23 protein-coding genes are annotated in these 25,768 nt (G+C 65.1%); 16 read left to right on the top strand and 7 right to left on the bottom strand.

What is annotated here, in order from left to right:
• Positions 1–39: 39 nt before the first annotated feature.
• Positions 40–894 carry a polyphosphate kinase 2 family protein gene (locus LDO22_RS07225; protein ID WP_224026591.1) on the top strand — a complete coding sequence of 285 codons (855 nt, stop codon included), beginning with the start codon at positions 40–42 and terminating at the stop codon, positions 892–894.
• A gap of 82 nt (positions 895–976) precedes the next feature.
• Here the strand turns inward: LDO22_RS07225 and LDO22_RS07220 are convergent, their stop codons facing one another.
• Complete coding sequence (locus tag LDO22_RS07220; protein WP_056334565.1) at positions 977–1,195, bottom strand: exodeoxyribonuclease VII small subunit; 219 nt, start codon at positions 1,193–1,195, stop codon at positions 977–979.
• Positions 1,192–2,544 carry an exodeoxyribonuclease VII large subunit gene (gene xseA / locus LDO22_RS07215; RefSeq protein WP_159631462.1) on the bottom strand — a complete coding sequence of 451 codons (1,353 nt, stop codon included), beginning with the start codon at positions 2,542–2,544 and terminating at the stop codon, positions 1,192–1,194. The genes LDO22_RS07220 and xseA overlap by 4 nt, the downstream gene beginning before the upstream one ends.
• 161 nt (positions 2,545–2,705) lie before the next feature.
• On the opposite strand from xseA, the gene LDO22_RS07210 reads away from it, so the two are divergent.
• Both LDO22_RS07210 and LDO22_RS07205 read left to right on the top strand, forming a co-directional pair.
• Positions 2,706–3,557, top strand: a complete 852-nt coding sequence (locus tag LDO22_RS07210) for a hypothetical protein (RefSeq protein WP_224026590.1) — start codon at positions 2,706–2,708, stop codon at positions 3,555–3,557.
• 9 nt (positions 3,558–3,566) lie between these two features.
• Positions 3,567–4,646 carry a 4-hydroxy-3-methylbut-2-enyl diphosphate reductase gene (locus LDO22_RS07205; RefSeq protein ID WP_224026589.1) on the top strand — a complete coding sequence of 360 codons (1,080 nt, stop codon included), beginning with the start codon at positions 3,567–3,569 and terminating at the stop codon, positions 4,644–4,646.
• Positions 4,647–4,723: 77 nt separating this feature from the next.
• Here the strand turns inward: LDO22_RS07205 and LDO22_RS07200 are convergent, their stop codons facing one another.
• Positions 4,724–5,950, bottom strand: coding sequence for a DNA recombination protein RmuC (locus LDO22_RS07200; RefSeq protein WP_224026588.1), 1,227 nt, complete (start codon positions 5,948–5,950; stop codon positions 4,724–4,726).
• 90 nt (positions 5,951–6,040) lie between these two features.
• On the opposite strand from LDO22_RS07200, the gene ychF reads away from it, so the two are divergent.
• Complete coding sequence (gene ychF, locus LDO22_RS07195) at positions 6,041–7,126, top strand: redox-regulated ATPase YchF (protein ID WP_159631466.1); 1,086 nt, start codon at positions 6,041–6,043, stop codon at positions 7,124–7,126.
• Between the two features lie 86 nt (positions 7,127–7,212).
• Here the strand turns inward: ychF and LDO22_RS07190 are convergent, their stop codons facing one another.
• Complete coding sequence (locus LDO22_RS07190) at positions 7,213–7,737, bottom strand: DUF805 domain-containing protein (RefSeq protein WP_224026587.1); 525 nt, start codon at positions 7,735–7,737, stop codon at positions 7,213–7,215.
• Positions 7,738–7,956: 219 nt separating this feature from the next.
• On the opposite strand from LDO22_RS07190, the gene LDO22_RS07185 reads away from it, so the two are divergent.
• From LDO22_RS07185 to LDO22_RS07165, 5 genes are all read left to right on the top strand, one after another.
• Positions 7,957–9,717 (top strand): ABC transporter family substrate-binding protein, encoded by a 1,761-nt coding sequence (locus LDO22_RS07185; RefSeq protein ID WP_224026586.1) that lies wholly within the window; start codon positions 7,957–7,959, stop codon positions 9,715–9,717.
• Between the two features lie 278 nt (positions 9,718–9,995).
• Entirely contained in the window at positions 9,996–11,681 is a 1,686-nt protein-coding gene (locus tag LDO22_RS07180) for an ABC transporter substrate-binding protein (RefSeq protein ID WP_224026585.1), read from the top strand.
• 126 nt (positions 11,682–11,807) lie between these two features.
• Positions 11,808–12,737, top strand: coding sequence for an ABC transporter permease (locus LDO22_RS07175; RefSeq protein WP_159631470.1), 930 nt, complete (start codon positions 11,808–11,810; stop codon positions 12,735–12,737).
• Positions 12,727–13,671 carry an ABC transporter permease gene (locus LDO22_RS07170; RefSeq protein WP_224026584.1) on the top strand — a complete coding sequence of 315 codons (945 nt, stop codon included), beginning with the start codon at positions 12,727–12,729 and terminating at the stop codon, positions 13,669–13,671. Before LDO22_RS07175 ends, LDO22_RS07170 begins: the two co-directional genes overlap by 11 nt.
• Before the next feature lie 11 nt (positions 13,672–13,682).
• Entirely contained in the window at positions 13,683–15,389 is a 1,707-nt protein-coding gene (locus LDO22_RS07165) for an ABC transporter ATP-binding protein (RefSeq protein WP_224026583.1), read from the top strand.
• A gap of 136 nt (positions 15,390–15,525) precedes the next feature.
• On the opposite strand, the gene LDO22_RS07160 is transcribed toward LDO22_RS07165, so the two are convergent.
• Complete coding sequence (locus LDO22_RS07160; protein WP_224026582.1) at positions 15,526–16,431, bottom strand: SGNH/GDSL hydrolase family protein; 906 nt, start codon at positions 16,429–16,431, stop codon at positions 15,526–15,528.
• Between the two features lie 276 nt (positions 16,432–16,707).
• Between LDO22_RS07160 and typA the strand changes: the two genes are divergently transcribed.
• Both typA and LDO22_RS07150 read left to right on the top strand, forming a co-directional pair.
• Positions 16,708–18,636, top strand: coding sequence for a translational GTPase TypA (typA, locus tag LDO22_RS07155; RefSeq protein ID WP_159631474.1), 1,929 nt, complete (start codon positions 16,708–16,710; stop codon positions 18,634–18,636).
• Between the two features lie 202 nt (positions 18,637–18,838).
• Positions 18,839–19,648, top strand: a complete 810-nt coding sequence (locus LDO22_RS07150; protein ID WP_224026581.1) for a type IV toxin-antitoxin system AbiEi family antitoxin domain-containing protein — start codon at positions 18,839–18,841, stop codon at positions 19,646–19,648.
• A gap of 49 nt (positions 19,649–19,697) precedes the next feature.
• On the opposite strand, the gene LDO22_RS07145 is transcribed toward LDO22_RS07150, so the two are convergent.
• Positions 19,698–19,937 (bottom strand): hypothetical protein, encoded by a 240-nt coding sequence (locus LDO22_RS07145; protein WP_224026580.1) that lies wholly within the window; start codon positions 19,935–19,937, stop codon positions 19,698–19,700.
• Between the two features lie 137 nt (positions 19,938–20,074).
• Here LDO22_RS07145 and fdxA point away from each other — a divergent pair, with 137 nt between their 5' ends.
• The 3 genes from fdxA to LDO22_RS07130 all read left to right on the top strand — a co-directional run bounded on the left by fdxA (position 20,075) and on the right by LDO22_RS07130 (position 23,094).
• Positions 20,075–20,401 (top strand): ferredoxin, encoded by a 327-nt coding sequence (gene fdxA / locus LDO22_RS07140; RefSeq protein ID WP_013601705.1) that lies wholly within the window; start codon positions 20,075–20,077, stop codon positions 20,399–20,401.
• A 14-nt stretch (positions 20,402–20,415) separates the two neighbouring features.
• Positions 20,416–21,567, top strand: coding sequence for a succinyldiaminopimelate transaminase (gene dapC, locus LDO22_RS07135; RefSeq protein WP_224026579.1), 1,152 nt, complete (start codon positions 20,416–20,418; stop codon positions 21,565–21,567).
• 240 nt (positions 21,568–21,807) lie between these two features.
• Positions 21,808–23,094 carry a citrate synthase gene (locus tag LDO22_RS07130; RefSeq protein ID WP_056334606.1) on the top strand — a complete coding sequence of 429 codons (1,287 nt, stop codon included), beginning with the start codon at positions 21,808–21,810 and terminating at the stop codon, positions 23,092–23,094.
• A gap of 213 nt (positions 23,095–23,307) precedes the next feature.
• Here LDO22_RS07130 and galE read toward each other — a convergent pair whose 3' ends face one another.
• A complete protein-coding gene (gene galE, locus LDO22_RS07125; protein ID WP_224026578.1) occupies positions 23,308–24,321 on the bottom strand; it encodes a UDP-glucose 4-epimerase GalE in 1,014 nt (337 codons plus the stop codon).
• 101 nt (positions 24,322–24,422) lie between these two features.
• On the opposite strand from galE, the gene LDO22_RS07120 reads away from it, so the two are divergent.
• On the top strand, positions 24,423–25,031 hold the full coding sequence (locus LDO22_RS07120) for a TetR family transcriptional regulator C-terminal domain-containing protein (RefSeq protein WP_224026577.1): 609 nt from the start codon (positions 24,423–24,425) through the stop codon (positions 25,029–25,031).
• Positions 25,032–25,145: 114 nt separating this feature from the next.
• Positions 25,146–25,757, top strand: a complete 612-nt coding sequence (locus LDO22_RS07115) for a hypothetical protein (protein WP_224026576.1) — start codon at positions 25,146–25,148, stop codon at positions 25,755–25,757.
• Positions 25,758–25,768: the final 11 nt, after the last annotated feature.

Genomic DNA, 25,768 nt, shown 5'->3' with positions numbered 1-25,768 from the left:
GGCCACCGGGCCCGTGTACCCCCTGCGGAGAGGAACCCCATGGCCCGCGTCGTTGGCTTCGACCAGCATCCGTCTGAGACGCTCCGCGTTGGAAAGGGATTTTCCCTGGCAGCGGTGGACCCGGACGCCACCCCGGGCTACAGCGGCAACAAGGCGGACGGCGAGGCGTTGCTGGCTGAGATGGACGGGACGCTCTCGGAGCTGCAGGAACAGCTGTTCGCCGAATCCCGGGCCGGCGGAAAGAAACGGATCCTCCTGGTCCTGCAGGCCATGGACACAGCCGGCAAGGGCGGAATCGTCAACCACGTCATGGCAACCATGGACCCCCAGGGCGTCCAGTTCAAGGCGTTCAAGGCCCCCACCGAGCAGGAGAAGTCCTACGATTTCCTCTGGCGTATCGAGAAGGAGGTCCCCGGAGCCGGGATGGTGGGGATCTTTGACCGCTCCCACTATGAGGACGTCCTCATCCACCGCGTCCACAACTGGGCCACCCCGGAAGAAATCAGCCGGCGCTACCGGGCCATCAACGAATTCGAAGCCCGCCAAACCGACGCCGGCACCAAGATCATCAAAGTGATGCTCAACATCAGCAAGGATGAGCAGAAATCCCGGCTGCTGGCCCGCCTGGACAACCCTGCCAAGCACTGGAAATACAGCAGCGGCGACCTGAAGGAACGCGCCTTTTGGGATGACTACATGGCTGCATACCAGGCCGCGTTTGACGAGACCAGCTCAGCGATTGCCCCGTGGTACGTGGTTCCGGCCAACAAGAAATGGTTCGCCCGCATCGCCGTGCAGCAACTGGTGATATCGGCGCTGTCCGATTTCCGCCTGGAGTGGCCCAAGGCTGAATTCGACGTCGACATCGAACGGGAGCTCGTGGCCCGTTCCTGACCCGGGCCCCTGGGGCCGGAGCAGGTTCCCCCGGTTTGACAGCCGCGGTTCCCAAGGCTGGCCCGGTCCGGCGGTTCGTGGGTTACAGCGGCTGGTCCCGGGCAGCGGCCAAGCGCTTCCGTGCTCCCTCGAGCCACTCCTCGCACCGCGCGGCCAGTGCCTCGCCACGCTCCCACAAGGCCAGGGATTCCTCCAGGCTTGCCCCTCCGGCCTCCAGCCTGCCCACCACGGCGATGAGCTGCTCCCGGGCTTCCTCATAGCTCAGCGCGGCGACATCGGATTCTGGTTTCTGTTCGGTCATGCCTTCTCTTCCACTTCCTGGTGCTGGTCTGGGTTTCCTGGGTGCGGTGCCCTGGTGGACTCCGCAGGGCCGGTGGAGGTGGCTCCGAAGCGGCCCTCCGCGACACGGATGGACAAGGCGGCACCCGCAGGTGCTTCGGCGGGCCTGCGGACGACGGCGTGGCCGGCCTCGGCGATCCGTGCGGCCTGGTCGCCTGCCAGTTCGACGACGGCGTACCCCCGGTCCAGGGTCTTCTGCGGTGAGAGCGCACGGACCTGGGCTTTCAGATGCTCCAGCTGGTCCGCTGCCCGCACCACCGTGGAGCTCACCGCGGCGGACGAGCGCCGCAGCAGCCGTTCGATTTCCTCGCCCCGGACGGAGACCATGCCCTCGGGCGCCGCCATGACGGGCCGCGAATGCAGTGCCGCCAGCCGGTCCGACTCCCGGTCCACCAGCCGTTCCACGCAGCGCCGCAGCTGTTCCCGCGCCTGGCGCACCCCGGCAAGTTCCTCGGATACCTCCGGCACGATCCGCTTCGCGGCGTCGGTGGGGGTGGAGGCCCGCAGATCGGCGACGTAATCCAGCAGCGGGCGGTCCGCCTCATGGCCAATGGCGCTTACCACGGGCGTGTTGGCCGCGGCCACGGCCCGGATCAGCTCCTCGCTGTTAAAGGGCAGGAGATCTTCCAGTGCCCCGCCGCCCCGGGCTATGACGATGACATCCACCTCAGGCCGGTCGTCCAGTTCACGCAGGGCACGGACCACCTGGGACACGGCTGTGTTCCCCTGGACGGCCACCTCGCGGATCTCGAACTCCACCGCCGGCCACCGCAGGGCCGCGTTGCGAAGGATGTCCTTCTTGGCGTCCGAGTCCCGTCCCGTGATCAGGCCGATGCGGTGCGGCAGCAGGGGCAGCCGCTTCTTCCGGGAGTCGGCGAAAAGACCCTCAGCTGCAAGGGCCTGGCGCAGCCGCTCAATGCGGGCCAGCAGGTCACCCAGTCCGACCGGCCGGATGTCCCGCACCAGCATGTTCAGCCGGCCCGTCTTCAGCCAGAACTCCGGTTTCAGCAGGGCCACTACCCGTGAACCGCGCTCCAGTGGAAGGTTCTGCCGCTCCAGGACCTTGGTCCAGACGGATGCCGGCAGCGACACCTCGGCATCCACGTCCCGAAGCGTGATGTAGGCGTTGGTCCCGCGCCGGTTCAGTTCAATGACCTGGCCTTCAACCCACGCCGACGGGGTGCGGTCGATGTGCGCCTTGAGCTTCTGCGACAGCAGCTGCAGCGGCCAGGGGTTGTCCGGGCTGGTTTCCGCCGCAGTGGCCGGCAGGGTGGTGGGGGCGGTACCCGGTAAGGAGGCCTGGTCAGACATGCGGACGCCGGTGGGAGGCTGGTGCTGCGGGCATGCGGTCCTTCAACTGTTGTGGGCGGTCAATCAACCTTATCCATAAGGTCTAGCACCGGGGACTGACAGGGGCAGCCCCCGGACCCTGCCTAGGATGGGATAAGGCCCCCAACCCCTAAGGACCTGTTGTGCGCACTTTTATCTCTGCCATCGCCACCGTGCTGGGCATCCTCCTCGCCGCCGTTGCCGTTCCCGCCATCTGGGTGGACCGGAACATCGTCCAGGAAGACGGCTTCGTCCGTCTTGCAGCTCCGCTTGGCAAGGACACGGAATTCCAAAAGAAGCTGGCCGCGGCCGCAGTGGGAACGATTGACACCGGGTCGGTTCCCGGGTTCCTCTCGGGACTGGTGGAGCCAATGCTTGAAAAGGCGGCGGAGTCGCTGACCGGGTTGCCCGGCTATCCGGCGGCCTGGGAGGAGACCCTCCGCAGAAGCCACCGACTCAGCTTTGCCGATCCTGCCGCGGCATCCCAGGGAGGAGCATCGGCGTCGTCCCTGACCCTCGACGTTGCCCCACTGGTTGCCCTGGGCTCGGAGGAGATCTCCCGCACCACCAGGCTTCCCCTCGATCCGCCGGAACAGACGCTGATCAATGTAGGCCAGCCTGCGCAAAGGGAATGGACTGAACGGCTGGCCACCTACGCGCCCATGGGCTACATCCTGGCCATCGGGTCGGCCGTAGCGTTCCTGCTGGCGCTCGTGGCGGCTCGCCGCCGCGGGACGGTACTGCTGGCCGCCGGCCTCGGCGGACTGGCGCTCGCCGGGCTGTGGGGGCTGGGGCTGCAGCTGGGCTCAGCCCGCGCCCAGGCCACGGATACCGGCAACGCGGTGGCCAATATGTTCCGCGACCATTTCCTTGCTGCCGCCGGCACGGACTTCCAAACGTGGATCACCACGGCCGGGGTTGCCGGCGGCGTCCTGGTGGCGGTGGGCATTGTGACGTTGTTCGCATCCCGGAAACGGGTTGGGGCCAGCCGGTAGCATGGAGGCATGACCACCTCGGCTGTATCCCTTTCGATGCCATCCATTCCGCGCAGGCGCCGCTCCCCGGAGGAAGTAGCAGCTGCGGCCCCCGTGAACGGCACCAAGCAGGTACTGCTGGCCGCTCCGCGCGGTTACTGCGCCGGTGTTGACCGTGCCGTGATCGCCGTAGAAAAGGCGCTGGAACACTACGGTCCGCCCGTGTACGTCCGCAAGCAGATCGTCCACAACGTCCACGTGGTCAGCTCGCTGGAGGAAAAGGGCGCCATCTTCGTGGACGAAACCGATGAGGTGCCCGAGGGTGCCCTGGTGATCTTCTCCGCCCACGGAGTGTCCCCGGCAGTGGTCGAGTCCGCCGAAACCCGGGGCCTGCGCACCATTGATGCCACGTGCCCCCTGGTCACCAAAGTGCACAAGGAAGCCGTTCGTTTCGCCAAGGACGATTTCGATATCCTCCTGATCGGCCACGACGGCCATGAGGAAGTGGAAGGCACTTCAGGGGAAGCGCCGGAGCACATCCAGATCATTAATGGCCCGCACGAAGTGGACCAGGTCACCGTCCGCGACCCCGAGAAGGTCATCTGGCTTTCGCAGACGACACTCAGCGTGGACGAGACCATGGAAACCGTCCGGCTGCTCAAGGAACGGTTCCCCACCCTGCAGGATCCGCCCAGCGACGACATCTGCTACGCCACCACCAACCGCCAGGTGGCCATCAAAAAGATCGCGCCCAAGGCGGACCTGGTGATCGTGGTGGGTTCGGCCAACTCGTCCAACTCTGTCCGGCTGGTGGAGGTGGCGCTCGAATACGGTGCCAAGGCCTCGTACCGGGTGGATTTCGCCAACGAGGTTGACGAGGCGTGGTTTGAAGGCGTCGCCACCGTGGGTGTTACGTCGGGGGCGTCCGTTCCCGAGGTGCTGGTGCAGGACGTGCTGCGGCTGCTCGCTGATTACGGCTACGGAGCCGTGGAGGAAGTCGTGACGGCCGAGGAAGACCTCCTCTTTTCGCTGCCCAAGGAACTCCGGGCCACCCTGAAACAGGCCGGCGATGTCAGCCGTGCGCTGGGCGGACGACGGACCCGCAGCTAAAACCGGCACACAATTCCAACGGAATGGGCCCGGGCAGCCACTGGCTGCCCGGCCCATTCTGCATTTCGGCGGCCGTGTCAGGCTGCTTCCCCGTCGCCCTGCAGCTCGGGTGCCACCAGCGCCCGCGGTTGCACCTCCACCAAGGGTGGTGCAACCAAGCCTGTTTCCTCCAGGCTGTTGAGTTTCCGCGCGGTGGGCAGGACCCTGGCTTCCAGCGTTCCCACCATGGCGTTGTACCGGTCCACGGACGTCTTCAGCGAGGATCCGAGCTTGGTGACGTTCTCGCCCAGCGTGCCCATCCGGTCGTACAGCTGCCGCGCAAGTTCGAAGAGCTCGCGTGCACTGTCCGTCAGGACGTCCTGGCGCCACGTGAATGCCACGGACTTCAGCACGGCCAGCAGGGTGCTCGGCGAGGCGAGGACGACATTACGGGACAACGCGTGGTCCAGGAGCCCGGCGTCAGCTGTCAGCGCCGCCGCCAGGATGGACTCGGCCGGGATGAAACAAACCACCAGTTCCGGGGAGTTTCCGGGGATATCCCAGTACTTTTTGGTACCGAGCGCATCCACGTGCGCCCTAAGGGCCTTGGCGTGTGCCGCCAGGAGGGCCTGCCTGTTGCGGCCATCGTTCGCCGACTGCGGTCCAGCCGGGGCCAGGCGCGGGTCCACCGAGCCCAGTTCCTGTGCCTCAAGGTAGGACGACAACGGCACCTTGGCGTCCACAACCAGCTGTTTTTCACCCGGCAGCTGCACCACCAGGTCCGGCCGCACCGTTGAGTCGTGGCCCGCGCTGTGGACCTGCTCCACGAAGTCGACGTGGCGGAGCATCCCTGCAGCCTCCACCACGCGCCGAAGCTGCACCTCGCCCCACTGGCCCCTGGCGCTGTTGGAACGCAGCGCCGATTCCAGGGCGTGCGTGGAACGGATGAGCTGTTCATCGGACAGCCTGGCCTCCTGCAGCTGCTGGGCCAGTTGGCCGTACTGCTCAACCCGGTCCCGCTCCAGCAACGCCACCTGCTGCTGCACCGCGGACAGCTTCTCGGCCACGGGCGCCAGGGCACGCAGCACGCTGCCGTCCTGTGTCCGGGCCTCACCCAGCTCACGGTTCTGTGCGGCCAAAAGCCGCCGCTCGGCGTCGGCCGCTGCCAGCTGCGCAGTGACCTCGGAAAGACGTGACGACACCTGGTCGAAGTCCGACTCCAGGGCGTGCGAGTTCCGGCGCAACGAGAAGTAGGTGGCTGCAGCGCCGGCAAGCGCACCCAGCAGCAGCATGAAAAGGGCCAGAATCAAGGCAAAAGCATCCATGGCTTCACTGTTGCACGGGGCTCTGACAATCATGGGCAGTGACATTCCCGGGTACTGGGCCGCGGGGTCCGGCGGGTAGAATCAATGCTCGTGGCTCTAACTATTGGCATCGTCGGACTGCCCAACGTCGGCAAATCAACCCTCTTCAACGCGCTCACCCGCAACCAGGTCCTGGCCGCGAACTATCCGTTCGCCACCATCGAACCCAATGTCGGCGTCGTGAACCTCCCGGACCCCAGGCTGCAGAAGCTCGCCGGGATCTTCGGCTCCCAGCGCGTCCTGCCCGCCGCGGTATCCTTCGTCGACATCGCCGGCATCGTGAAGGGCGCGTCGGAGGGGGAGGGGCTCGGCAACCAGTTCCTGGCCAACATCCGCGAAGCTGAAGCCATCGCCGAAGTTGTCCGGGTCTTCGATGACCCCGACGTGATCCACGTCGACGGCAAGGTGGATCCCCGCTCGGACATGGAGACCATCAACACCGAGCTGATCCTCGCGGACCTGCAGACCATCGAAAAAGCCATCCCGCGGATCGAAAAAGAAGTCAAGATCAAGAAGCGGGAAGCCGCCGAGCTCGCCGCCATCAAGGCCGCGCAGGCGGTGCTCGAGCGGGGAGACACCATCTACTCCTCCATCAAGAGCGACAAACTGGAGATGGAACACCTCAAGGAGCTGGGCCTGCTGACCGCCAAGCCCTTCATCTACGTGTTCAATGCCGACGAAGGCATCCTGGGCAGCCCGGAAAAGCAGGAAGAACTGCGCGCCATGGTGGCCCCGGCAGACTGCATCTTCCTTGACGCCAAACTCGAGGCCGATCTCGTGGAGCTCGACGAGGAAGAGGCGCGCGAGATGCTCGAGATGAACGGCCAGGACGAGTCCGGCCTGGACCAGCTGGCACGCGTGGGCTTCCACACCCTGGGGCTGCAGACCTACCTCACGGCGGGCCCCAAGGAAGCGCGCGCCTGGACCATCCGGCAGGGCGACACGGCACCGCAGGCAGCCGGGGTCATCCACTCCGACTTCCAGCGTGGCTTCATCAAGGCCGAAGTCGTCTCCTTCGACGACCTGGTGGACGCCGGATCCATGGCTGAGGCGAAATCCCGCGGCAAGGTCCGGATCGAAGGCAAGGAATACGTCATGGCCGACGGCGACGTGGTGGAGTTCCGCTTCAACGTCTGATTTCCGCAGGAACAGGCGCACTGCCTGTCCCGGAACGATGCTGGGGCACTGTCCGGGCGGAAAAATTGCCGGAGGTCTGCCCTGGCCTACGGCCCGGTCGGACCAGCGGGACCGGGCGGGTAGGGAGGCTGCTGCTGAGGCCAGGACGGGGGAGCGGATGACGCCTGCCCACGCTCCGGTGCAGGGTACTTGTCGAAACGCTGGCCAGACGGGTTCTCCCGCTGCGCGAGCAGCACGATGAGCGCAATCCATCCAAGCACGGGGATGAGGGCGAGCAGCAGCATCCAGGTGCTGAGGTTCACGTCGTGGAGGCGTCGGGACGCCACCGCGAGTGACGGGACGACGGTGGCGAGAAACCACAAGCCACCCAGGGCGCTGGACCCCGTCACCTGGCCGTTGACCACAGTGGGACTGATGGAATTCAGCACCGCTGAGGCCAGCCCGGAAGCGAGGAACCACCACCAATATTCGCTTCGGCTGGCGCGCCCCGAGAAGACCGCGTACTTCTGGAAGACGCGTTTGACCGCGTCCACCGGCGGAGCACCGTAGTACGGCAGTTCGAGGGGCGGGACTGCACTTCCGGGCACATTGGACGGTTGGGGGATGCTCATCGAGCTTTTCCTTCCTGAGGTTCCGTTGCCAGCATGCTACGGAACCGGCCGGGCCCGGGCTTGGGCCGTAGGTCCCGTCCGGCGGCCCGGACTACGTACCCCATTGCCAGGAGGTTCGGATTGGGTTGGCGGGCAGCAGCACCAAGTATCCTGAGTTTGTAGGGCGTGATCGAAGCGGCCCCAATCCCCTCCGGAGAGGGAAAACCACAAGGAGGCGGCATGCCGGTCCGGCGTCTGATGCAGTTGCTCATCGCCGCGTTGGCGGCTGCCCTGGTTCTTTCCGGCTGTTCGGGCGGCAGCGCCCCGTCCGTGGTGGTGGGGGAGGCGAAGCGCGGCGGCAGCGTCACTGTGGCCGAGGTCAACGCATTCTCCTCGTTCAACCCCTACAGCGCCAACGGCAACACCGACATCAACTCGAAGATCGGCGCCATCACGCACTCGGGCTTCTTCTACCTGGACGACAGCTCCAAGGTGGTCCGCAACGACAAGTTCGGCCACTTCGAGAAGGTCTCCGACCAGCCGCTCAAAGTAAAGTACACGGTCAATGAGGGCGTGAAGTGGTCGGACGGGGCGCCCATCGGAGCTGCAGACCTCCTGCTGAGCTGGGCCGCAGGGTCGGGTTACTTCGACGACGTCGACCCCGCAGCGGGGAAGGGCACCAAGTACTTCTCGGTCGCCTCCGACACCACAGGCCTGGCGGGTACCCTGTTTCCCGAAATCGGGTCGGACGGCCGTTCCATCACCATTGAGTACGCCGCACCGTACGCTGACTGGGAAGTGGCGTTCGACGTCGGACTCCCGGCCCATGTCGTTGCTGCCAAGAGCGGACTCAACGACGAGGAGGACCTGGTCAAGCTCCTCAAGGACACGCCCCGGGGCAACCCGGACAAACCGGCGTCGCACCCGGCCCTCAAAAAGGTCAGCGACTTCTGGAACACCGGGTTCGATACGAAATCCGTTCCGGATGATCCTGCGCTCTACCTTTCCAGCGGCCCCTACATCGTCCGCGACATCGTGCCTGAAGTTTCCATGAAGCTGGTCCGGAACCGGGACTACGTGTGGGGCGCGGAACCGTGGCTGGACGAGATCAATGTCCGGTTCACGGGGGCCGTGCCGGCGGCGGTTGATGCCCTGCGCAACGGGCAGGCTGACATCATTTCGCCCCAGCCCTCGGCTGCCACAGACAATCTCCTCACCGGCCTGTCAGGTCAGGGCATCACCGTTGAACGGTACAAACAGTCCGGCTACGACCACCTTGACCTCAACTTCTCCGGGACGTTTGCCGGCAAGGATGTCCGGGAAGCCTTCCTCAAGACGGTGCCGCGGCAGGCGATTGTGGACGCCGTGGTGGGCACCCAGGTGGCGGACAACAAGCCGCTGGACTCCCAGGTGTTCCTGCCCGGACAGCCAAAGTACGACGAGACCGTGAAGAATAATGGGGCTTCCGATTACGCCAAGGTGGACATCGATGGCGCAAAGAGGCTCCTCAAGGACGCCACCCCCAGCATCCGCATTCTCTATAACCGGGACAACCCGAACCGGGCCAAAGCCTTCGCCCTGATCCGCGACTCGGCCGCACTGGCGGGATTCCGGGTTGTCGACGGCGGGCAGGGGAGTGCAGACTGGGCGGCCGCGTTGAGCAGGGGTGGCTATGATGCCGCCCTGTCAGGCTGGATCGGGACTGAGGCGGGCGTCAGCAGGGTGCCGCAGATCTTCCGCACCGGTGCAGGCAGCAACTTCACGGGCTATTCCGACGGCGACGCGGACAAGATCATGGAGCAACTGGCCGTGACCACGGACCTGGGCAAGCAGGACGAGCTCCTGGCCGAGATCGACAAGCACATCTGGGAGGACGCGTACGGCCTCCCCCTATATCAAACCCCGGGAACGACTGCGTTCAATTCCCGGGTGGCCGGCGTGAAGACCAGCCCGGGTCCCCTCGGCGTGTGGTGGAACGTTGCGGAGTGGCGGCTGTCCTAGCCTCGGCCACGTCCTTTTTTGGGTCCTTTGGCTCTTGCGGCACCGATTCGCCGTTCGGCCTACCGGCGAGTAGCATGTGACGTGCCTAACTATCGCCGCCGCCCGGGGCATTGAAAAGCCGCCGGTCACGGTTTGGCAACGGAGTACCAATATCTGGACTTCGTGCGGTTAGGCTAACTCGTATTGTGTAGGTTTCGTCACAGCGGTGAGCTGCGTCCGACCTGCGGGGAAGCACAAGATTCCCCTATACATCTCTCCCACAACTCATAGGAGGCGGAATGCGTTTTACGCGCACTTCCAAAGCACTGGGCATCGTGGCAATCGCCGCGCTTGCCCTGACCGGGTGCGGCGCCGGCGGCGGCAGCACTGACGGGGCCAGCAAAGCTGCCGGCGATCCGAACAAGGTCATCACCGCCTACAGCAACGAGCCACAAAACCCGTTGCTGCCGGCAAACACCAATGAGGTTTACGGCGGCCGCGTGGTCGAGCTTCTCTTCGAAGGCCTGCGCACGTACGACGCCAGCGGCAAGCCGGTCAACGCCCTCGCTGACTCCATCGAGTCTTCCGACGCCCAGAACTGGACCATCAAGGTCAAGCAGGGCCAGAAGTTCACCAACGGTGAAGCCATCACGGCAAAGACCTTCGTCGACTCCTGGAACTTCGCCGCAAACTCCAAGAACCTGCAGAACAACGGATTCTTCTTCGAGTCCATCGCCGGTTACGAAGACGTTTCGGCTGTGAACTCGGAAAAGGGTGCTGACGGCAAGACCACCACCACTCCTGCTCCCAAGGCCGACACCATGTCCGGCCTGGCAGCAACCGATGATTCCACCATCACGGTCAAGCTCGCCCAGCCCGAAGCGGACTGGTCCCTGCGCCTTGGCTACTCCGCCTTCTTCCCGCTTCCGTCCGCCGCGCTGACCGACCCCAAGACCTTCGGTGAAAACCCCGTTGGCAACGGTCCGTACAAGTTCGAAAAGCAGGGTTCCTGGGTCCATGACCAGTCGATCTCCCTGGTCAAGAACGCCGATTACAAGGGCCCGCGCGAGGCAAAGAACGGCGGCGTGACCTTCAAGTTCTACACCGATCCGGGCCCCGCATACACGGACCTGCAGTCGGACAACCTCGACATCACGGATGTTCTCCCGTCGAACGCCCTGAAGACCTACGTCTCCGACTTCCCGGACCGCAACTCCACCAAGCCGGTTGCGACCAACTCCACGCTGAACATCCCGCCGTACAACCCCAACTTCCAGGGTGAAGCCGGCAAGCTGCGCCGCCAGGCACTGTCCTACGCCATCAACCGCGAGGAAATCGCCAAGGTTGTCTTCAACGGCACCCGCACCCCGGCCAAGGCATTCGTTCCGCCGGTCATCGACGGATTCAAGGAAGGCCTCAAGGGCAGCGAAGTCCTGAAGTTCGACGCCGCCAAGGCCAAGGACCTCTGGGCACAGGCAGAGAAGATCAAGCCGTACGACGGCTCCAAGCCGCTCCAGATCGCCTCCAACACCGACGGCGGCAACAAGGAATGGATCGATGCGGTAGCCAACGGCTTCAAGAACAACCTCGGCATCCAGGCTGAAATCCAGCCGTTCGCCAAGTTCGCTGAAGTCCTGAACCTCCGCAAGTCCCAGCAGCTGCCCGGCCTGACCCGCGCGGGCTGGCAGGGCGACTACCCGTCGCTGTACAACTTCCTGGGACCGGTCTGGGCCACCAACGCTTCCTCCAACTACGAGAAGTACTCGAACCCTGAGTTCGACAACCTCCTCAAGGAGGGCCTGGCTGCCAAGAGCACGGACGAGGCAAACACCAAGTTCAACCAGGCACAGGAAGTCCTGTTCCAGGACCTGCCCGGCCTGCCGCTCTGGGATCAGGCACGCCCGATCGTCTGGAGCAACAACATCGTGAAGGCCGAGACCGGCTGGAACGGCGGCATCCTGTACTACGGCATCACCGCCAAGTAGTCACCAGATCTAACTTGCCGTCAGGCTGATGGGGGTTCCGGTTGCGTCCGGGCCCCCATTGGCTTGCAAGCGGCAGGAAGGCATTCATGAACGCGTTTTCCCCTTTACCGGAAGGCAGGTGATCCTGTGATCCGGTTCATCCTGCGCCGACTCCTTCAGGTGATCCCTGTTTTCCTCGGCACTACCCTTTTGGTGTACTACATGGTGTTCGCCCTGCCGGGCGATCCCATCGCCGCGCTGTTCGGCGACCGCCAGCCCCCGCAGGCTGTCATCGACACCCTGCGCAGCCAGTACAACCTGGACCAGCCCTTCTGGGTCCAGTACGGCCTGTTCCTCAAGAACCTTTTCACCTTCAACCTGGGCAATGACTTCACGGGCCAGCCCATCGCGGCCAGCCTTGCCCGTGTCTTCCCGGTGACGGCGATGCTCGCCATCGAGGCGCTGGCCATCCAGGCTGTCTTCGGTGTTGCGTTCGGCGTTTTCGCCGGGCTGCGGCGCGGCGGCTGGTTCGATTCCACCGTCCTGGTGGCCTCGCTGGTTGTCATCGCAGTCCCCACCTTCGTCCTCGGCTTCGTTTTCCAGCTCGTCTTCGGCGTGCAGCTTGGCTGGGCCAAACCCACAGTGGGCGCGAACGCCAACTGGGGGACCCTGCTGCTCCCGGCCGTGGTCCTGGGACTTGTCTCCTTCGCCTACGTCCTCCGCCTGACTCGCGCATCAGTCAGCGAAAACATGAATGCCGACTACGTGCGGACCGCCACGGCCAAGGGCCTCTCCCGGCCGCGGGTGGTCATGGCGCACATCCTGCGCAACTCCCTGATCCCTGTGGTGACCTACCTGGGCGCCAACCTTGGCGGCCTGATGGGCGGTGCCATTGTTACTGAGGGCATCTTCAACGTTCCCGGCGTAGGCAACAAGCTCTACCAGGCTGTCCTCCGCAGTGAAGGCCCCACCATCGTCTCCATCGTCAGCGTGCTGGTGCTGGTGTTCGTCGTGGCGAACCTTCTTGTCGATCTCCTGTACGCCTGGCTTGACCCGAGGATCCGCTATGACCAGTAATAACAGCCACTTCGTGGCCCCCATCGACGAGACACCGCTGCAGGCAACGGACGCCGTCAAGACGGACCAGGCCCCGCTCAGCCTGTGGGCAGACGCGTGGCGCAAGCTCCGTCGTCGTCCGCTGTTCATCATCTCGGCACTGCTGATCCTTGCCCTGATCGTGATTGCCTTGTTCCCGGGCCTCTTCACGTCCACGCCCCCCAACGAGGGCTGCGAGCTTGCCAACTCCGAAGGCGCCCCCACGGCCGGACACCCGTTTGGCTTCACCTTCCAGGGCTGCGACGTTTACTCCAGGGTCATCCACGGCACGCAGGCTTCCCTCTCCGTGGGCCTGCTTTCCGTGCTCTGCGTGCTGGTCATCGGCGTGACGCTCGGCGCCCTCGCGGGGTACTACGGTGGCTGGATCGATGCCGTCCTCGCCCGCCTGGGCGATATCTTCTTCGCCCTGCCGCTTGTCCTGGGCGCGCTGGTGATCACTCAGCTGCCGCTGTTCCGGGAGAACAAGAGCGTATGGACCGTGGTGTTCGTCATCTCGCTCCTGGCCTGGCCGCAGATGGCGCGTATCACCCGTGGTGCAGTCATCGAGGTACGCAACGCTGACTTCGTCACAGCCGCGCGCGCGCTGGGCGTCTCCAAATTCGGCGCCCTGATCCGCCACGTCCTGCCGAACGCCCTGGCACCCATCATCGTCCTGGCGACGCTGGAGCTTGGCGTGTTCATCGTGGCCGAAGCCACCCTGTCCTTCCTGGGCATCGGTTTGCCCCAGAGCATCATGTCGTGGGGCAACGACATTGCAGGCGCCCAGGCATCGATCAGGACCCGGCCGGAAATCATGCTCTACCCGGCCGCGGCGCTGTCCATCACGGTGCTGAGCTTCATCATGCTGGGTGACGCCGTGCGTGACGCCCTCGACCCGAAGAGCCGTCAGCGATGAGAGATAAAGAGATGACAAGTCCAGACGTCCGCATTGATGAGGCCGGTGCCACCGGCGTCAGGCCGCTGCTCGAAATCCGCGACCTCGCCATCACCTTCAAGACCGGCGGTGGCGACGTCCAGGCGGTGCGGAATGCACACCTGACCATCATGCCCGGTGAAACGGTGGCCATCGTGGGGGAGTCCGGCTCCGGCAAGTCCACCACCGCCCTGGCCGCCATCGGCCTCCTGCCCAACAACGGCAAAGTGTCCGGCGGCCAGATCCTGCTCGACGGCGAGGACATCGCCCACGCCTCCGAGCAGCGCATGATCGAGCTGCGCGGCAACACCATCGGCATGGTGCCGCAGGACCCCATGTCCAACCTGAACCCGGTATGGAAGATCGGCTACCAGGTCCGGGAGACACTGCGTGCAAACGGCCGGCCCAGCGGTCCGGACGATATCGCCAAGGTGTTGTCCCAGGCCGGACTGCCGGACGCCAAGCGCCGGGCCAACCAGTACCCGCACGAGTTCTCGGGCGGCATGCGCCAGCGTGCGCTGATCGCCATCGGCCTCTCCTGCCAGCCGCGCCTGCTGATCGCGGACGAGCCGACGTCGGCCCTTGACGTCACCGTCCAGCGGCAGATCCTGGACCACCTGGAAACCATGACCAACGAGCTGGGCACCTCGGTGCTGCTGATCACCCACGACCTTGGCCTCGCAGCCGAGCGTGCCGACAAAGTCGTGGTCATGTACCAGGGCCGCGTCGTTGAGGCCGGGCCGTCGCTGGAACTGCTGCGCAACCCGCAGCACCCCTACACCAAGCGGCTCGTGGAGTCCGCGCCATCCCTTGCCAGCCGCCGCATCCAGGTGGCCAAGGAACAGGGCGTGGAGACGTCGGACCTGCTGGCACCTGCCGCCGAAACGGTAAAGCCGGACACTTTCCTGCAGATCCAGGACCTGCGGAAGGTCTACAAGCTCCGCTCGGGGCTGGGCAAGGCGACGGACTTCGCGGCCGTTGACGGCGTAAGCTTCGACGTCCGGCGGGGAACCACGACGGCGATCGTGGGGGAGTCGGGTTCCGGCAAGTCCACAGTGGCCAAGATGGTGCTCCAGCTGGAGAAGCCGACCGAGGGCAGGATCCTGTTCGACGGCGTCGACACCTCGGTCCTGAAGCCTGCCGAACTGTTCAAGTTCCGCAGGCGGGTCCAGCCGATCTTCCAGGACCCGTACGGCTCCCTCGATCCGATGTACAACATCTACCGCACGATCGAAGAACCATTGCGGGTCCACAAGATCGGGGACCAGGCCAGCCGGGAGAAGAAAGTCCGGACATTGCTGGACCAGGTGGCTCTGCCCCAGTCCGCCATGCAGCGGTATCCCAATGAGCTGTCCGGCGGCCAGCGGCAGCGCGTGGCCATCGCACGGGCACTGGCGCTGGACCCCGAGGTCATCATCTGTGATGAGGCAGTCTCCGCGCTGGACGTGCTGGTGCAGGCGCAGGTGCTGAACCTGCTCGCCGACCTGCAGGCCAACCTTGGGCTGACGTACCTGTTCATCACGCACGACCTTGCCGTGGTGCGCCAGATCGCGGACCACGTCTGTGTGATGGAGAAGGGCCGCCTGGTGGAGACCGGGTCCACGGACGACGTCTTCGAATCGCCCAAGCAGGAGTACACCAAGGCCCTGCTCAATGCCATCCCCGGCGCGAAGCTGATGCTTCCGCCTGAGGTGGCATAGCGGGACGTTTTCCCTGACGGGTGGAGCCGGGACCTTTGGGTCCCGGCTCCAGCCGTTTAAGTGACCGGTTAATTGACCGGTTTGATTGGCCGGCGAGACTGTCTGGGTGGCCGGCGGAACCAGCCCGGTTCGGCTGTCAGTCCTGGAAGGTGCTCCCGGCTGCAGGCACGGCGGCGAGGGCGCCCTGCTCCGCTGCGGCTTTCCGGTCCAGTCCGAGTTCCCTTAGCCTGCGCTCAAGAATCCCGCCCAGTGCCGTGCGGCCTTCGGTGTTCATGTGCACCGCATCGGCGAGGTCCTTCGCCAGCCCGTACCTGGTGAGCCAGTCTCCGGTGGAGATAAAGGGCAGTCCATTTGCTGCCGCCACGGCACCGAGCAAAGCATCAACCTCACTCCGCCGGCCGCCGCCGTCGTTCGATCCCCGGGCCAGGGTGCCGATCATTGCCAGCCGTGTGCCGGGATAGCGGCTCCGCAGCTCAGCGATCAGCCGCTCGGCGTTCCGTGCGATCTGCGCGTTGCTTGCGCCTCCGGCGGCGTCGTTGCCACCGCCCTCGACCACAATGAGGGCGGGGGTCCCGGAGGGGAGCTGCCAGTCCCCGCGCTGCAGGGCGTCCACGTAGTTACCGGTGGCACCGTTCGCCGCGACGTAGCCGGTGCCCCCGCGGCCGCAAAAGTACACGTTGTACCCGGCGGCGGCCAAACCCAGGCGGGGCCAGCCGTCAACGGGTTCCGACTGCGAATCCCCAATCAGCAGGACAGTCTTGCCCACATCGGGCACAACTGCTTCCAGCCGGCCGTTGCCCGTATTCAGGACGTGGGCAGTGGCTGCCACCGACACCTTCGCGGCGCCCGGCTTCACGGCTGGCGCCTGGTTGTTGGCTGCCTGGCCTGCGGCTGCCCGCGACAGGCTGCTGCCGCCCGGACCAGCGGAAAGTCCGTCTCCACCGGATCCCGCGACCACGAGACCGGCGACCACGAGACCGGCGACCACTCCGGCCACAGCCCACGCGGCACCGCGCATGGTGCTGGCCTTGGCAGGGGGCATCGTTGTCTCCGGCGTGCTCAAAGGATGGGCTCTTGGTCACAGACATCATGCCATGCACACGCAGGCGGCAGTGAACTTGGTCACACCAAGTGCGGGACGGTGGCTGATCTTGGCTCAAGCGGCGGCGGTCAGTCCCGCTGGAATTTAGGCCAACAAATGGCTCAGCGGCTAGAATAGAGGAAGGCGCCCTGTGCCAAGGGCCTTGTCCGTCGTGCGTTCCGGTTGGAAATGTCGCGATACCTCAGCTGACTTCACCACTGAATCGAGCAATAACGCATGTCTGAAACCTCCACCAACACTGCGGTAGCCACTGCATCGCGCAGTGACCTGCGCAACGTAGCGATCGTGGCCCACGTTGACCACGGCAAGACCACCCTGGTCGACGCCATGCTCAAGCAGACCCATTCCTTTGCCGAGCACAACCACGTAGAAGACCGCGTCATGGACTCCGGTGACCTGGAGCGCGAAAAGGGCATCACCATCCTGGCGAAGAACACCACTGTCGCCTACAACGGTCCGTCCTCGAACGGCGAGACCATCACCATCAACGTGATCGACACCCCCGGCCACGCCGACTTCGGCGGCGAGGTCGAGCGCGGCCTGTCCATGGTCGACGGCGTCGTCCTGCTCGTCGATGCCTCTGAGGGCCCGCTGCCCCAGACCCGCTTCGTGCTGCGCAAGGCCCTCGCCGCGCACCTGCCCGTGATCCTGCTGGTCAACAAGACCGACCGCCCCGACGCGCGGATCGAAGAGGTCGTGCACGAGTCCATGGACCTGCTCCTTGGCCTCGCCTCCGACCTGGCCGACGAGGTCCCCGACCTCGACCTGGACAAGATCCTCGAGGTCCCCGTGGTTTACGCCGCCGCGAAGGTCGGCCGCGCCTCCCTTGAGCAGCCCGCTGACGGCACCGCTCCGGAGAACGAGGATCTTGAGCCGCTGTTCAAGACCATCATCGAGCACATCCCGGCTCCGACGTACAACCCGGAGGGTGTGCTCCAGGCGCACGTCACCAACCTCGACGCCTCCCCGTTCCTTGGCCGACTGGCCCTGCTGCGTATTTACAACGGCACCCTGCGCAAGGGCCAGACCGTGGCTTGGGCCCGCGCCAACGGCGAGCTGAAGAACGTCAAGATCACCGAGCTGCTTGCTACCAAGGCGCTCGAGCGCGTGCCGGCCGAGTCCGCCGGCCCCGGCGAGATTGTCGCCGTCGCCGGCATCGAGGAGATCACCATCGGTGAAACCCTGACCGACGCCGAGAACCCCCAGCCGCTGCCGCTGATCACCGTGGACGATCCTGCGATCTCCATGACCATCGGTATCAACACCTCGCCGCTGGCCGGCAAGGTCAAGGGCGCCAAGGTTACTGCCCGCCAGGTCAAGGACCGTCTTGACAAGGAACTGATCGGTAACGTCTCCATCAAGGTCCTGCCCACCGAGCGTCCCGACGCCTGGGAAGTCCAGGGCCGTGGCGAGCTCGCCCTCGCCATCCTGGTGGAGCAGATGCGCCGCGAAGGCTTCGAGCTGACCGTGGGCAAGCCGCAGGTTGTCACCAAGACCGTTGACGGCAAGATCCACGAGCCGATGGAACACATGACCATCGACGTGCCCGAGGAATACCTGGGCGCCGTCACCCAGCTCATGGCAGCCCGCAAGGGCCGCATGACCAACATGGCCAACCACGGCACGGGCTGGTGCCGCATGGAGTTCATCGTTCCGGCCCGTGGCCTGATCGGTTTCCGCACCCGGTTCCTGACCGACACCCGTGGCGCAGGCATCGCAGCTTCCATCTCGGAAGGCTACGAGCCGTGGGCCGGCCCCATCGAGTACCGCACCAACGGTTCCATGATTGCCGACCGCGCCGGTGTTGTGACCCCGTTCGCCATGATCAACCTGCAGGAACGCGGCTCCTTCTTCGTGAAGCCCACCTCCGAGGTCTACGAAGGCATGATCGTGGGCGAGAACTCCCGCGCCGACGACATGGACGTCAACATCACGAAGGAAAAGAAGCTCACCAACATGCGTGCCGCTTCCTCGGACACCTTCGAGAACCTGACCCCGCCGCGTGACCTGACCCTCGAAGAGTCGCTCGAATTCGCCCGCGAGGACGAGTGCGTCGAGGTGACCCCGGAGGCTATCCGCATCCGCAAGGTCATCCTGGACACCAACGAGCGCGCCAAGGCCAACCGCGCCCGCGCCAAGGCCTAGTAACTCCGCAGGTCCTCAGAACGCCACCGGTATTTGCCGGTGGCGTTCTGCGTTTAAGCCCGCAATTGCGCAGCGAACCGGACGCTCGTTGAGCAGGGACAGTCCGTGCGCAACGAGCGGCGCTGTCACCGCGCACGGACGGTTTTGCACATGGCGGTTTCCGGGTCCTGCGTCCGGCTCCGTAAGCGGCGAGCATGCAGTTATGCAAACTCTTTCAGAAGCCCTGACTGCCCTGGGCGGCGTTGCCAGTACCCGCTCACTGTCAATGGCGGGGGTTTCGCGCCGGAGCCTGGAGGCTGGCGTGGTTGCGGGCTCAGTCCAAAGGATTGCCCGTGGCGTCTATGCCCAGCCGCAAGCTGATCCTGTGCTCATTCACGCAGGCCGCCACCATGCTGTCCTGGGGTGCGTCTCGGCTGCCAGCGCCGCGGGCTTGTGGGTGGTCAGGCGCCCGGACAGAACGCATCTGGCCGCATCACACGGCAGGCCTGTCTCTGGTTGCATCGTGCACCGCAGCAGGATCCCGCTGACACCCCTGGACATCGTGTGCCAGTCGTTGCGCTGCCTGGCGCCCCTGGAGGGACTGGCCATTGCGGAGTCCGCGGTCAAGAACGGGCTCATCCAACTTCCCGCCTTGCGGGAGCGGTTTCCGGCTGTCCGCGAAAAGGGCCTCAGGGACTTGGTGGCCCGGATCCGCCCTCAATCCGGGTCCATCATCGAAACGATGGCGCGATACCTGTTGGAGGAGGCCGGGCACACGGTCGAGCTGCAGGTCAGGATCCCCGGGATGGGACATCTGGATCTGCTCGTTGACGGCCTACTCGGAGTTGAAACCGACGGCTACGCCCACCACAGCAGCCGGGAGGCTTACCGCGAGGACCGGCGGCGGTGGAATGTCACCGTTGTCCGGGGTGTTCCAACCCTCCGGGTCACCTTCGAGATGCTGCTTAACGAGCCGGATGGGTTCGTGAGGATGGTGCAGCGGGCGCTGGCCACGTACCGCACTGCGCAATGACGGCAGGAGTGGCTGCGCAGGGACAGCCCATGAGCGGTGAGAGGCGGTGTCAGTGCGCAGCGGCGCGGCGCGGGGGAGCGGGCGGCACTTCCTTCGCGGCCACCACAAGCTCCAGGGGAATGACGACGTCGGCCCGGCGGGTGCGGACGGTGCAGGAACCGGCGGCGCACGCCAGCAGGTGGCCCAGGGCGTCCGTGAGGCCACCTTCAATCCGGTAGCGCACCACCACCCGGGTTCCGGGCTCAGCCGCGGCAAGGAAGCGGACGGGGGCGGACACTGGCAGACTCACCAGTTCATACTAGGCCGCCGGCTAGGTTAGCGGGAAAGGGCTGGGAGATAATAGGCTCAGATGTCAATAGTCCGGCCGTGCTGCCGGATGCAAGAGCCGGCGGGCAAGCCGGAACCCAACGTGGAGAGGCCAGGGACGTGACGTACGTAATCGCGCAGCCGTGTGTGGATGTTAAGGACAAGGCATGCATTGAGGAGTGCCCGGTCGACTGCATCTATGAGGGCGAGCGTTCGCTGTACATCCATCCGGACGAGTGCGTCGACTGCGGCGCCTGCGAACCGGTGTGCCCCGTGGAGGCCATCTACTACGAGGATGACACCCCCGAGGAATGGGCTGACTACTACAAGGCAAACGTCGAATTCTTCGATGACCTGGGGTCTCCGGGCGGCGCGGCCAAGATCGGCAACACGGGCAAGGACCACCCGATGATCGCCGCCCTGCCGCCGCAGAACCAAGACCACTGACGCGGACGGGAAACGTGACCGCAGCAGTGAATTCGTTTGGCCTGAACCTGCCCGACTACCCGTGGGAGGCCATGGCCCCCTACCTGGCCAAAGCCTCGGAACACCCGGGCGGGGCAGTCAATCTGTCCATCGGGACCCCAGTGGATCCCACCCCGCAGCTGGTCCAGGATGCACTGAAGGCGGCCGCGAATGCCCCCGGCTATCCCACCGTTCACGGCACTCCCGCGCTTCGGGAAGCCATCGCGGGCTGGTTTGAACGCCGGCGCGGTGTGGCGGGCCTCGACCCCCGCAACATCATGCCGACAGTGGGGTCCAAGGAACTTGTTGCGTGGCTCCCGCTGCTGCTGGGCCTCAGGTCCGGAGACGTCGTCGTACGCCCCAAGGTGGCTTACCCCACGTACGATATCGGCGCCACCCTTGCCGGGGCCACCTCGGTGGCCACGGACAACCTGGACGAGCTTGACGACGCCACGCGTGCACGCGTGCGCCTCATTTGGGTCAATTCCCCGGGCAACCCCACGGGCAGTGTCCGCGACGCGGAGTCACTGAAGGCGCTGGTGGTCCAGGCCCGTGAAATCGGCGCTGTGGTGGCATCGGACGAATGCTACGCAGAGCTTGGCTGGGGCGACTGGGACGTCCAGCGCGGCGGCCGGCGCGTCCCCAGCATCCTCGATCCCTACGTGGCAGGCGGCTCGCACCAGGGCCTTCTCGCCGTGTACTCGCTGAGCAAACAGTCCAACCTGGCGGGCTACCGCGCAGCCTTCGTTGCCGGTGATCCGGACCTGATGCCCAACCTGGTCAACAGCCGCAAGCATGCAGGCATGATCGTCCCCTACCCGGTCCAGGAGGCCATGCGGGTGGCGATGGGGGATGACACCCACGTTGAGGCCCAGAAGGACCTGTACCGGGGCCGCCGTGAACGCCTGGTGCCCGCGCTGCTGGACTTCGGCCTGGAGATCAAGGAGTCCGACGCCGGCCTGTACCTGTGGTCGACGGCGGGGGAGGACACGTGGGCCACGGTGGCCCGCCTGGCTGAGCGCGGCATCGTGGTGGGCCCGGGAGTCTTCTACGGAGAGGCGGGCAACGGCTATGTCCGCGTGGCCCTGACCGGATCCGACGAGCGGATCGATGCAGCCGTTGCACGGCTGGCCGGTTCCGGCTCCTAGGCACACGTAACATTCGTGTGACTCGCCCCACATCCGGCGCTTTTTAGGCTGGATGGGAAGCCTGCGGATTAGTGACACCCGCCAAGGAGCGGTACTTTTTAAGTTGACGATCAATGGTGGCTTTCTACAAGAAGGCAGCCCGGGTGTTGGAACCTGTCTTCTCAGGCTCGAGTGCGCGGCTCACCTGATGTTGGATCAAGCTTTCGACAGAGGCCGAAGACGCCTCATGAAGGGGACTCCATGACTGAGACCAACAATGCTGCGACCCTGCTCCACGCAGGTGGCGAGCTGAAGCTCCCGCGCATCCAGGTTGTTGAAGGGAACGAGGGTTACGACGTCTCCAAGCTGCTCAAGCAGACCGGTGCCGTGACCTTTGACCCCGGCTTCATGAACACCGCAGCAACCACCTCCGCCATCACCTACATCGATGGCGATGCGGGCATCCTGCGCTACCGCGGATACCCCATCGAGCAGCTGGCGCAGCACTCCAGCTTCCTCGAGGTGTCCTACCTGCTGATCTACGGAAACCTGCCCACGCCCACTGAGCTGGACGAGTTCGACCAGAAGATCCGCCGCCACACCCTGCTGCACGAGGAGCTCAAGGGTTTCTTCGGCGGCTTCCCACGCGACGCGCACCCCATGCCGGTGCTGTCCTCGGCCGTGTCCGCGCTGTCCACCTTCTACCAGGACTCCCTGGACCCGTTCAACGCCGAGCAGGTGGAGGTTTCCACCATCCGCCTGATGGCCAAGCTGCCGGTCATCGCCGCGTACGCACACAAGAAGTCTATCGGCCAGCCCATGCTGTACCCGGACAACTCCATGAACCTGGTGGAGAACTTCCTGCGCCTGAGCTTCGGCCTCCCCGCCGAGCAGTACGAGCTGGACCCGGTCATCGTCAAGGCACTGGACCTGCTCCTCATCCTGCACGCGGACCACGAGCAGAACTGCTCCACCTCCACCGTGCGCCTGGTGGGCTCCTCCAACGCCAACCTCTTCGCCTCCGTTTCGGCAGGCATCAACGCCCTCTTCGGCCCTGCCCACGGCGGCGCCAACGAGGCAGTGCTGAAGATGCTGCGCCAGATCCAGGCCGAGGGCCTCAAGCCCGAGGACTACATGGAGAAAGTCAAGAACAAGGAAGACGGCGTCCGCCTGATGGGCTTCGGACACCGCGTCTACAAGAACTACGATCCGCGCGCCAAGATCGTCAAGGCCACGGCCCACGAGATCCTCAGCAAGCTCGGCGGCAACGACGAACTGCTGGACATCGCCATGCGCCTGGAAGAGAAGGCGCTCAGCGATGACTACTTCATCCAGCGCAAGCTCTACCCGAACGTGGACTTCTACACCGGCCTGATCTACAAGGCCATGGGCTTCCCCGAGAAGATGTTCACCGTCCTGTTCGCCATCGGCCGCCTGCCGGGCTGGATTGCCCAGTGGCGCGAAATGATCAGCGACCCGAACACCAAGATCGGCCGCCCGCGCCAGCTGTACATCGGCGAGCCGGAGCGCGACTACCCCGCCCGCTGATCCCCTGCCCGTCAGGGACAGCAACAGCCATGACGACGACGGCCGCCCACCTTTCACAGGTGGGCGGCCGTTCCGCGTTAATCACCATCCATTGCTCCCCACCGGCTCCCTGCCCTCGCAAGCTCGGGCCGGGGCCCTCGCCGGCGTGGGCCCACCTTGTCGTTTTGGGGCTCCATAACGACAAGTGCGGAGCAATCGATGGGGAGGGCAGGGTCAGGAGGCGTAGCCCTGGGGGTTGTTCTTCTGCCAGCGCCAGTGGTCCTCGCACATCTGGTCCACGGTCTTGGTGGTGGACCAGCTCAGGTCTGCCAGGGCCGAGGTGGCATCGGCCCAGAACGCCGGAAGGTCGCCTGCGCGGCGGCCGGTGATCTCGTAGGGGATGGGCTGGCCCACTGCCTTCTCAAAGGAGCGCAGGACTTCCAGGACAGAGGAGCCCTTGCCGGAACCGAGGTTCCAGCGGAAAACACCGGTGCGGTCCGCGATGTGGTTCAGCGCGGCCACGTGTCCTTCGGCGAGGTCCACCACGTGGATGTAGTCGCGCAGGCAGGTGCCGTCCGGGGTGTCGTAGTCGCCGCCGAAGACCATGAGCTTCTCGCGCCGGCCCACGGCCACCTGGGCAATGAACGGGACAAGGTTGTTGGGAATGCCCTGCGGGTCTTCGCCGATACGGCCCGAGGGGTGTGCGCCAACCGGGTTGAAGTAGCGCAGCAGTGCTATGTGCCAGCGTGAGTCGGCGGCGCCGAGGTCGGAGAGGATGTCCTCGATCTGTTCCTTGGTGCGCCCGTACGGGTTGTTGGCGCCGATCTCCATCTTTTCCACGTACGGGATGGGGTTGTGTTCCCCGTAGACGGTGGCCGAGGAGCTGAAGACGATGGACCGGACGTCGTGCCTGTCCATGACGCGGACCAGGTTCAACGTCCCCACCAGGTTGTTGTAGTAGTACTTCAGCGGCTCCCGCACTGATTCACCCACGGCTTTGAGGCCCGCGAAATGGATGACGGCCTCGATGCCGTTGCTGGCGAACACCTGCTCGACGGCGGCCTCGTCCACCAGGTCCACGTTGTAGAACTCCGCGGTCTTGCCGCTGAGTTCGGCCACGCGGCGCAGCGACTCCTCGCTGGAATTGACCAGGTTGTCGATGACGACCACGTCGTGGCCGGCTTCCTGCAGGGAAAGAACAGTGTGGGAACCGATGTAGCCGGTGCCCCCTGTGACCAAGATTTTCATGCCTCAACGCTATCCCACGTGCAGCGTTGCCCGCCGCTGTGTCCCGGATGCCGGGCGCACTGTGACAAGGCAGATAAAGCACAAGTGTGCTATTAAGAATGGTGCCCAAAATTGTAGACGCCGATGCCCGGCGGCAGGATGTGGTCCAGGCGGTTCTCCGCATCATTGCCGTGGACGGTCTCGAGCGTGCCTCGCTCCGGGAGGTTGCGGACGAAGCAGGACTGGCGGTCGGCTCGGTCCGGCACTACTTCCAGGGCAGTGAGGAGCTCCTGGCGTTTACGTTCGGCACGGTGGTGGACCGGGTGGCCGGCCGGCTGGAAGCCCTGCTGCCCGCCGTGCTTGATGCTGCCGCAGCCAGCCCCGAACAGCGGGAGGCTGTTTTAACCCTTCTGGGCGGCATGCTTCCCCTGGATGAGGAAACAGCTGTGGAAGCATGTGCGTGGCTGGCTTTTAAGAACGCCGCCCGCATCAGGCCGTTCCTCGCCGCGGAGGCGGACCGGAGCCACCGTGAAATCGCAGCCATCATGGGTGCGCTCGTCGCAACCCTGCTCCCGGACGATGAACCGCAGGAGAACCTGGTGGTTGAGGCCGAACGGCTCCTGGCAACGCTGGACGGGTTGTGCATGCATGCCTTGCTCCAGCCCGGCTGGATGACGGCGCAGATGTGCCGCGACGTGCTTGAGCGGCACCTGGACGGGATCGGACGGTAAGGGATCAAAAGACTGTCCTGCACGTCCGTGGACTGCCTGCGGGAATAGACTGATAGCCGGGTAGGCGGGACCGATCACGATGCCCGGCACCGGTAGGCCAGGAAAGGACTTTGGATGCAGCACGCAAGCGGTTCAGGGTGGCAGATCACCACCGACACATCCGGGCCGATGATGATTGCTCTTTACGTCCGGGACACCGCCGGCCTGAACGGCGTGGGCCGTCCCATGCTGTCCCATGCATCACCCAAAGTCCGCTCGGCGGACCATAAGCACCTGACCGCGGATGTTGGCGGCCTCAGCGCACTGAAGACAGAGTGGGAGGCTTGGTGGGAGCAGCTGCTCAAGGCGCACCCCCACACCTCCCCGGAACTGTCTCCACCCGATTTCGAAGCGTTCGGCAACTCGCCGGCGCTCCAACGGCTCCTGCAGGCCCATTTCGGCTCTGCCCTCACCTGGGCCAGGGAACGCAGGAGCGAATACGCCGAACTCGAAGCCCAGCGCGTGGCCAGCGGAACGGACCAGCTGCTCGGGGACATGGTGGACGACCGGCTGATGGAGGTGGGGCGGGACTCCCGGGATTTCACGCTGACCATCATTGAGCTGCCGCTGGACGAGCAACGGGCCTGGTACCTGGAACCGGACAAGATCATCATGAGCCATGAGTTGATGGGCCAGCCTGAGCTGTTCCGCAGCTACGTCCAGCCGGTGCTGGAAATCCTGGTCTAGCCCCTGCAGGG

The organism is Arthrobacter sp. NicSoilC5, assembly GCF_019977395.1.
GTDB lineage: Bacteria > Actinomycetota > Actinomycetes > Actinomycetales > Micrococcaceae > Arthrobacter.
This window is presented reverse-complemented; position numbering and strand designations above follow the sequence as displayed.

Bases quoted from the DNA above. Each gene is read 5' to 3' on its own strand.
- LDO22_RS07225 (WP_224026591.1), top strand. From the start codon at position 40: ATGGCCCGCGTCGTTGGCTTCGACCAGCATCCGTCTGAGACGCTCCGC.
- LDO22_RS07220 (WP_056334565.1), bottom strand. From the start codon at position 1,195: ATGACCGAACAGAAACCAGAATCCGATGTCGCCGCGCTGAGCTATGAG.
- xseA (WP_159631462.1), bottom strand. From the start codon at position 2,544: ATGTCTGACCAGGCCTCCTTACCGGGTACCGCCCCCACCACCCTGCCG.
- LDO22_RS07205 (WP_224026589.1), top strand. From the start codon at position 3,567: ATGACCACCTCGGCTGTATCCCTTTCGATGCCATCCATTCCGCGCAGG.
- LDO22_RS07200 (WP_224026588.1), bottom strand. From the start codon at position 5,950: ATGGATGCTTTTGCCTTGATTCTGGCCCTTTTCATGCTGCTGCTGGGT.
- LDO22_RS07190 (WP_224026587.1), bottom strand. From the start codon at position 7,737: ATGAGCATCCCCCAACCGTCCAATGTGCCCGGAAGTGCAGTCCCGCCC.
- LDO22_RS07185 (WP_224026586.1), top strand. From the start codon at position 7,957: ATGCCGGTCCGGCGTCTGATGCAGTTGCTCATCGCCGCGTTGGCGGCT.
- LDO22_RS07180 (WP_224026585.1), top strand. From the start codon at position 9,996: ATGCGTTTTACGCGCACTTCCAAAGCACTGGGCATCGTGGCAATCGCC.
- LDO22_RS07170 (WP_224026584.1), top strand. From the start codon at position 12,727: ATGACCAGTAATAACAGCCACTTCGTGGCCCCCATCGACGAGACACCG.
- LDO22_RS07165 (WP_224026583.1), top strand. From the start codon at position 13,683: ATGACAAGTCCAGACGTCCGCATTGATGAGGCCGGTGCCACCGGCGTC.
- LDO22_RS07160 (WP_224026582.1), bottom strand. From the start codon at position 16,431: ATGCCCCCTGCCAAGGCCAGCACCATGCGCGGTGCCGCGTGGGCTGTG.
- typA (WP_159631474.1), top strand. From the start codon at position 16,708: ATGTCTGAAACCTCCACCAACACTGCGGTAGCCACTGCATCGCGCAGT.
- LDO22_RS07150 (WP_224026581.1), top strand. From the start codon at position 18,839: ATGCAAACTCTTTCAGAAGCCCTGACTGCCCTGGGCGGCGTTGCCAGT.
- LDO22_RS07130 (WP_056334606.1), top strand. From the start codon at position 21,808: ATGACTGAGACCAACAATGCTGCGACCCTGCTCCACGCAGGTGGCGAG.
- galE (WP_224026578.1), bottom strand. From the start codon at position 24,321: ATGAAAATCTTGGTCACAGGGGGCACCGGCTACATCGGTTCCCACACT.
- LDO22_RS07115 (WP_224026576.1), top strand. From the start codon at position 25,146: ATGCAGCACGCAAGCGGTTCAGGGTGGCAGATCACCACCGACACATCC.